This is a genomic window from Collinsella aerofaciens (genome assembly GCF_015553355.1).
Lineage (GTDB): Bacteria > Actinomycetota > Coriobacteriia > Coriobacteriales > Coriobacteriaceae > Collinsella > Collinsella aerofaciens_V.
The window spans coordinates 1-7,394 of record NZ_JADNGN010000056.1; the positions used below are offsets into that span (position 1 = coordinate 1).

A 7,394-nucleotide genomic window follows, 5' to 3' on the forward strand; every position below is an offset into this window, starting at 1 on the left:
AGATTCGACAAGGGGCGACCATTGTGCAATCGCAAGAAGATGACGGGGCGGAATGTCAATCCTGGTCTAACAGAGCCTTTTTTAATCCCCGTCCCAGAAAAATCATCGACGAACGCACTACTTTGCGCTGGTAAGAACACCGGTGGTGTCGAAGGCCGGGATGAAGCTCTCGTCTACCGCGCCGCCCTCTTGCCAGAACATGGTCGTAAAGCCCAGGTCGTCGGCATGGTCGAGCACCTGCTCGTACTCCTCGCGCGTCAGGGCGCGTGCCAGGTCGCCGCCCTGCTCGCGCATGAGCGCATTGGGCGTGTATTGGTTCATGACCGAGATCGGCACGTCGCCCACCGTCTGCCACACCAGGTCCAGCACGCGGCATGAATCGTCTGCATGTCCCGGCAGCACCAGATGGCGCACGATGATGCCGCGCTTCATGAGCCCGCCCTCATCCACCAACTCTCCCCCGCGGCGATCGATCTCGCGCGCCATCTGGGCCAGACCCGACACGGCCACGCGCGGGTAGTCCTTAATATGAGAAAGCGACTGCGCAAGCCCGGCATCGGCATATTTAAAGTCGGTGAGCCACACATCGACCAGGTCGCCCAGCGCCGCCACGGCACTCGCACGCTCGTAACCACTCGTGTTGTAGACGATCGGGATGACCAGCCCGCGCGCCCGTGCCGCGGCAATCGCGGCAGGCAACAGGTGCGCATAGTGCGTCGCCGTCACCAAATTGATGTTGTTGGCACCCTGGTCCTGCAGTTCCAGCATAATCTCGACCAGGCGCTCAGGCGAAATCTCAAGGCCAAAATTGCCGGTCGAGATCTCGTGGTTCTGGCAGTAGATACATTTAAGCGAGCAACCGCTAAAGAAGATCGTGCCCGAACCGGCCTCGCCCGAGATAGGCGGCTCCTCCCACATATGAAGCGCCGCGCGGGCCACCCTGAGCGTGTCGTTAGCACCGCATACGCCGCGCGCGCCCTCATCGCGCGCCGCACCGCAACGGCGCGGACACAAATGGCAGGCGGGCGAAAAAAGTTCGGTCAACGACGTCGGCATAAAAACATGCTCCAAAACAACGATTCAGCAGCTCAAACGTAAAGGGCCAGACCGGGTAGACGGCTCCGTCCCTAAGGCGCCGTAATCGTCCGACACGATTTTTGTAATGTCAAGACTGGAATCGATAAAGTGCCGCTTTATGATGTAGGTATTCCGCCCCCCGCGGAGCAACTGGGTGAACCGTCGCGTTTATTTAGGGAGCCCACACAGTCGTGCCTAGTACAGGTATCCTTCGTTGTTAAGGACGCTGGAACAGTCGATGAGGGCACCCACCTGTTTTAGGTGGGTTCATTTTCGTAACGTGGGGGGTGGTTTTCTTTTGCCGAAAATCACCATACAGTCCATATGGATCCCCGCCGGCATCCCGACAAGCCATCGACAACATTCCAATATCTGGTATGCGCGTGATAATCGCACGGTGCAAACCTCCGCACCCCCCTCGGTCGAGTATCATGGGTCAGCTATGCCTTTTTGCGCGTAGCAACCTTTGACCTTTTCCTTCGACGCTTGGCGGTTTTTAGATTCATGGCTTCATCCCCGAGCTACATACCGTACCTATGCGTGGCAGCGGCGGCTTTTATCACGACCTTCCTCGCGGTGCCCCTGGTCAAGCGCTTGGCAATTAAGCTCGATGCCGTCGACTATCCTTCTAAGCGCCGCATCAACACCAAGCCCATCCCGCGTTTGGGCGGAACGGCGGTGTTTTTGGGCCTGGTCGTTGCCTGCATTGTGCAAATCCTAGGCACCTGGTACCTAGGCTGGCCACCCGTCCTGGTGCCGCACCCGCGCCTTCACATTAGCTATCCCATGCTGGCGCTCTCCTTTACCGTCATCTTTGCGACCGGCGCTATCGACGACGTCTTCCAGCTCACGCCCAAGCAAAAGCTGGCCGGACAGGTCCTCGCCGCGCTTATCGCCTGCATGGGCGGCCTAAAAATCGGCGTCATCGTCAACCCGTTTGCTCCCGGCGAGATCATGCTCGGATGGCTCGCCTACCCCATAACCGTAATCTATCTGGTGGCATTCACCAACATCATTAACCTCATCGACGGCCTCGACGGCTTGGCCACGGGCATCTGCGGCATCGCCTCGTTCACCATGTTTTCGATGGCCGTTCTCTCGGGCCGCATCGACGCCGCCGCGCTCTCCATTGCGCTCTTTGGCGCCTGTCTGGCCTTTTTGCGCTACAACTTCAACCCCGCAAGCATCTTCTTGGGCGACTCGGGGTCGCTGCTTCTGGGCTTCGCTTTGGGATCCATCTCGCTACTCAACGTGAGCCGCACCGCCGCACTCACCTCGCTTATCATCCCGCTCATCGTTGCCGGCGTGCCTATCATCGACACGTTTAGCGCCATCGTGCGCCGCAAGCGCGCCCACATTAGCATCGGGCAGGCCGACAAGGGCCACATCCACCACCGCCTGATCCAAGAAGGCTACAACCAAAAACAGGCTGTGCTGCTCATCTATGCCTGGTGCATTATGCTTTCGGCCGGCGCCGCCGCCATCAATCAGGTCGAGGTGCCCATGCGCGTGCTCATCTTTACCGTGCTTGCCATTGGCTCGGCGGCCTTTGCCAAGCACCTGCACCTGTTTGAACCCGTGCTGCGCCACCATTACAACAAGCGCACGCACGAGGACGAACTGGTCACCCCCGACGACCCCGCCTTTAAGCAGGAGGAGCAGGCAGCCGAGGAGCGCAAAGAAGAGCGCCACCACAAGCTCTAGGGCAAGCTGCCGAGGATGTGCCAAGGCACCGTTAGCCAAGCACGGCCGCGCCGCACCCATCGCACATGCCGCACCACACGCGTCCCTCTCCCGCCCCTCGCCTACTTACGCACCACCCCTCCAATAAACGCGTTATCATCTTGACCCATGAACATACGTTAGGAGCAATCATGCCAAACGAGAACAGCTACGAAGTCGCGCTGCAAAAGAGCAACGCCATTCGCGAGGGCCTGACCAAGACGCCCGAGAAGTTCACCATGCTCACCGGCGACCGCCCCACCGGCCGTCTGCACCTGGGCCACTACTTCGGCACCCTCAAGGGCCGTGTTGAGCTGCAGAACATGGGCGCCAAGACCAACGTGCTCATCGCCGACTACCAGGTCATCACTGACCGCGACACGACCGAGCACATCCAGGACAACGTGTACAACATGGTCATGGACTACCTTGCCTGCGGTATCGATCCCGACAAGACCATGATCTACGCGCACTCCGCCGTGCCCGCCGCCAACCAGCTCATGCTGCCGTTCCTGTCGCTGGTGTCCGAGGCCGAGCTGGCGCGCAACCCCACCGTCAAGGCCGAGATGGAGGCCTCGGGCCATGAGCTTACCGGCCTTCTGCTCACCTACCCGGTGCATCAGGCCTGCGACATCCTGTTCTGCAAGGGCAACGTGGTGCCCGTCGGTCGTGACCAGCTGCCGCACATCGAGCTCACCCGCACCATCGCCCGCCGCTTTAACAACCGCTACGGCAAGGTGTTCCCCGAGGTCGACGCGCTGCTGTCCGAGACCCCGCTGCTGCCCGGCCTTGACGGCCGCAAGATGAGCAAGAGCTACGGCAACGCCATCAACATCTCGATGACCGCCGAGGAAACGGCCAAGCGCATCAAAAAGAGCCAGACCGACTCCGAGCGCATGATCACGTTCGATCCCGAGAACCGCCCCGGCGTGTCCGGTTTGCTTTCGACGGCCGCCATCTGCACCGGTCGCTCCGAGGTCGAGATTGCCGAGGAGATCGGCATAGGCGGCTCCGGCCAGCTCAAGAAGTACGTGACCGAGGCCGTCAACGAGTACTTCGCCCCGATCCGCGAGCGTCGCCAGCGCTACGAGAACGACTTGGATTACGTGAAGGACGTGCTGCACGAAGGTAATCGTCGCGCCAACGAGATCGCCGAGCAGACCCTGGCCGAGGTTCAGGACGCCATGGGCATGGTGTACTAGACCGATCTGCTGACTTGAGCTTTCGATTGTTATGGGGCGGGCGCTACGGCGTCCGCCTTTTTTGGAGCCCGACCAGCTCGGCTCCGTCCATTGCACTCCCCCGATAAACGGGAACGGGCCCGCCGGCAGTCAGTTGCCAGCGGGCCCGTTCCCGAAGTACACCGTTGAATCGCACAGAGGGGAGGAATGCGAATCAAACTCAACAGGGCAGGCTTTTTCATCGCCTATTGCCTACTCCGTTGCTGAATACAATATAGTTCACCGTGGTTTACTTTCTGACGGCAAAGTGCGCCGCCACACCTTCTCCATAAGTTAGCCCCGGTAAACCTGCAACGGAAAACCACCGCAAAGGGGACAGGCACCTTTGTGGTGGTTTTGGCCACGGCAGAGCTGTTAGAGTCCGGCAGGCCAGCGACAGGCGGCCAAGTCGACGTGCATGGGATCGGTAAACGTCACGCCCTCCCCCATTAAGAGCTCACGCTGGGCATCGGGGCCGCCAAAGGCAAAGCCCTCACAGATACGGCCGTCGGCAAACACCACGCGATGACAGGGAATTTGGCCGGGGCGCGGGTTGCTGTGCAGCGCATAGCCCACATAGCGCGCGCTCCGCGGACGACCGGCAAGCAGCGCCACCTGACCGTAGGTGGCAACCATCCCCTCGGGAATCTGCTCGACCACCTCATACACCCGCTCAAAAAAGCCCTCAGACGCCATCGCATGCTCCTTTCAACCGAAACAAGCATAAACCACCAAAAAGGTGCCTGTCCCCTTTGTGGTGGTTTTGACCGGAAAGCTAGTTGGCGGGGCGGAAGAAAGCTACGGCTACGGCGCCGGGGCCCACGTGGGTGCCGATGGTGGCGCCAATGGTGTGGATGGGCAGCTCGTTCTCGGTGTGTCCAGCCCACAGTGCCGCGCTGTCCTCGATATACTTCTTGAGCACGGCGTCCGAAAGGCCCGTATAGCCCAGCGCCAGCGGCATGGAAAAGTCGACGCCGCCCGCTTTTTCGACCTTCTGGTTGAGCAGGTTACGGCCGTTCTTGGAACCGCGCGCCTTGCCCAGCTGCACGATCAGGCCGTCCTCGGCGGCCACCACGGGCTTAACGTTGAGCAGCGTGCCCACAGCGCCCGCAGCAGCAGACAGGCGACCGCCACGCACCAAGTACTCCAGCGTCTCGAGCAGACCGATAACCACCACACGGTCGCGCACGGCCTCGACGGCCGCCGCGATCTGGGCCGCGCTACGGCCCTCGTCCACCAAGCGCAGCGCATACTCGACCAGCACGCGCTCGCCCAGGGTGACGTTGTTGCTATCCACCACGTACACGTCGCCGCCCGGCGCCTCGGCAAGTGCGGTACGGGCACTCTGATTGGTGCCCGAAAGCTTAGCGCCCACGGTAATAATCACAGCCTCATCGCCGGCATCACGCGCCTCGGCAATAGCCTGCGAAAACGCGTACGGGTTGACCTGGCCGGTCTTGGGCAGCTCATCGCGCTCCACGAGCATCTCGTAAAAGCGCTGGTGATCGATGTCGACGCCATCCATGTACACATCGGTGCCAAAGGTGACGGACAGCGGCAGAACACGCAGAGCGGGGTGCTCAGCCGGCGACATATCGCTCGCGGAATCGGTAATAATACGAATGGACATAGCGAATCCTTTCTTTCGCGGACCTCTCGCGGGGAATTTTGACAGCAATGCCCCGGCACGGCATACGCACTCAAACGGGACTATGCAGTTGTTAATTGGAAACAAATGCCTTGGCGGCCTTAGATCTCGCGCAGGGTGTTGAGAATCGTGCGCAGCGACGCATACATCTGCTCGCGCTGCTCCACACCCATAGCCTTACCGGTGGTATCGAGCACCTCGCGAATGATGCGGTCCGCCTCGCTCATGCTCTCGCCGCCCAGAGCGGTCAGGCGCACCGGAGCACGATACTTAACGGCGGCATCGCCCGAATCATCGACCTCGACGTAGCCACCCTCCTCCAGATGCGCCAGCGTACGCGAGACGGCGGCGCGGGTCACGCCTGCCATGCGAGCCAGGTCGGCGCCAGTCAGGCCGTCCTTGCTACGCTCAAGATAGTACAGGCACATAACGTCGGAGCCCTTGAGACCCAGCCTTGCGCCCTCAGACGTCTTAATGCGCTGGATCTCCTTGTAGAGTCCGCTGATCAGTCCGACAAAGTCCTCGAAACGTGTCTCGTCGCTCTGCTGCATGGGAGACGACCGCCTTTCGCTTGCATAATGCTAACGGGTAAACATCTTAGTCGCATAAGGCGACACCCGTACCCAAATACCCCATTTGTTAACCCATCAACATAAAAACCACCACAAAGGGGACAGGCACCTTTGTGGTGGTTTGGGGCATCAATAGGTTCTAGGCGCCGCTACAGTTCCACGCAAGGATTGTCGCGGGTCACAAGCGTCTTAATGACAACCGTCGCTCCCAGATAGCGCTCAAGCAGCTCGGCTAAGCGATCGATCGCAGCCTGGCAATCCCCCATCCGCTCGGGCTCCACGCACTCAATCGCCAGGAACGCATCGGCCGAATCATCGGACAGCGCCGTGCGAACGCCGTCGCGCCAGTTCCAGCAGCGGCACACAGCGCCCGCATCGTCGATGTAGGCGAGCTCGCCGGGCAGCGTCGGATCGTCCGCCTCCTCGCCAAGCGGCAAGAACGCATCGCCACCGTCGGTCACCTTCAGGCGAAGGTCCCCCTCGATCGCATGCAGATCCTCGCCTCCCACGGGCAGCGCGTAGGTCAGCGACACCGTGTTGTAAATATCCACCGCGGGCGTAATGTGGCCCACCGGCTTGCCTTTGAGCACGCGTTTGAGCAAGTTCTCGATCGAGCAGCGCGCGCCTTTCTTGGTCTTGAACAGACGATAGGCCTCGCGCCATGCCTTGACCGGTGCGTTCTCGCTGATAGTGTCGCTGGTCAGATGACGCTCCGCATCGATATTGGCGCGGTCGAGCAACGCCGCAATCGCATCCACGTCCTCTTGAGGAATCTGAGCCGTGGGCTTCATGCCCTCCACGACCACAACACCGACCGCTGCCTGCGGAAACAGCTCCCAGAATGAATCCTCGGCAATAAAGCTCTTCATACGCTCTCCCTTCATTGTGCGCGCCCGAGTGAGGGCGCCTAAACAAAAAGCGCCCTTACAACGGCCACCTTCAAAGTCCTACGGTGCCGTCACAAGAACGCTTGCGCTGTCCCCATCCGGAGAAGGGGACGATATGTCAGGCGTATTGTAACCCGAGTCATCCACACGAGCAAAACCACCACAAAGGTGCCTGTCCCCTTTGTGGTGGACCTTGATTATCGACTTCATCCGAACACCTCCCACATTCATCCGTACATGTACGGATGAATGTGGGAACCCGATACCC

Annotated in this window: 7 protein-coding genes; 2 read left to right on the plus strand and 5 right to left on the minus strand. The window is 60.4% G+C overall.

The window, feature by feature from the left end; genetic code table 11:
• Window positions 1–117: 117 nt before the first annotated feature.
• Window positions 118–1,056, minus strand: a complete 939-nt coding sequence (locus I2D57_RS09610) for a radical SAM protein (protein WP_195362321.1) — start codon at window positions 1,054–1,056, stop codon at window positions 118–120.
• Window positions 1,057–1,581: 525 nt separating this feature from the next.
• On the opposite strand from I2D57_RS09610, the gene I2D57_RS09615 reads away from it, so the two are divergent.
• Together I2D57_RS09615 and trpS are read left to right on the plus strand one after the other, a co-directional pair.
• Window positions 1,582–2,781, plus strand: a complete 1,200-nt coding sequence (locus tag I2D57_RS09615; protein ID WP_055310678.1) for an MraY family glycosyltransferase — start codon at window positions 1,582–1,584, stop codon at window positions 2,779–2,781.
• Window positions 2,782–2,951: 170 nt separating this feature from the next.
• Window positions 2,952–4,001, plus strand: a complete 1,050-nt coding sequence (gene trpS, locus I2D57_RS09620) for a tryptophan--tRNA ligase (RefSeq protein WP_195362322.1) — start codon at window positions 2,952–2,954, stop codon at window positions 3,999–4,001.
• A 393-nt stretch (window positions 4,002–4,394) separates the two neighbouring features.
• Here the strand turns inward: trpS and I2D57_RS09625 are convergent, their stop codons facing one another.
• From I2D57_RS09625 to I2D57_RS09640, 4 genes are all read right to left on the minus strand, one after another.
• Window positions 4,395–4,715 (minus strand): MGMT family protein, encoded by a 321-nt coding sequence (locus tag I2D57_RS09625; protein WP_161115864.1) that lies wholly within the window; start codon window positions 4,713–4,715, stop codon window positions 4,395–4,397.
• A 79-nt stretch (window positions 4,716–4,794) separates the two neighbouring features.
• Window positions 4,795–5,649, minus strand: coding sequence for a DegV family protein (locus tag I2D57_RS09630; RefSeq protein WP_195362323.1), 855 nt, complete (start codon window positions 5,647–5,649; stop codon window positions 4,795–4,797).
• A gap of 119 nt (window positions 5,650–5,768) precedes the next feature.
• A complete protein-coding gene (locus I2D57_RS09635) occupies window positions 5,769–6,218 on the minus strand; it encodes a MarR family winged helix-turn-helix transcriptional regulator (protein ID WP_117820503.1) in 450 nt (149 codons plus the stop codon).
• Between the two features lie 170 nt (window positions 6,219–6,388).
• Window positions 6,389–7,108 (minus strand): B3/B4 domain-containing protein, encoded by a 720-nt coding sequence (locus tag I2D57_RS09640; protein WP_138374922.1) that lies wholly within the window; start codon window positions 7,106–7,108, stop codon window positions 6,389–6,391.
• Between the last annotated feature and the right edge of the window lie 286 nt (window positions 7,109–7,394).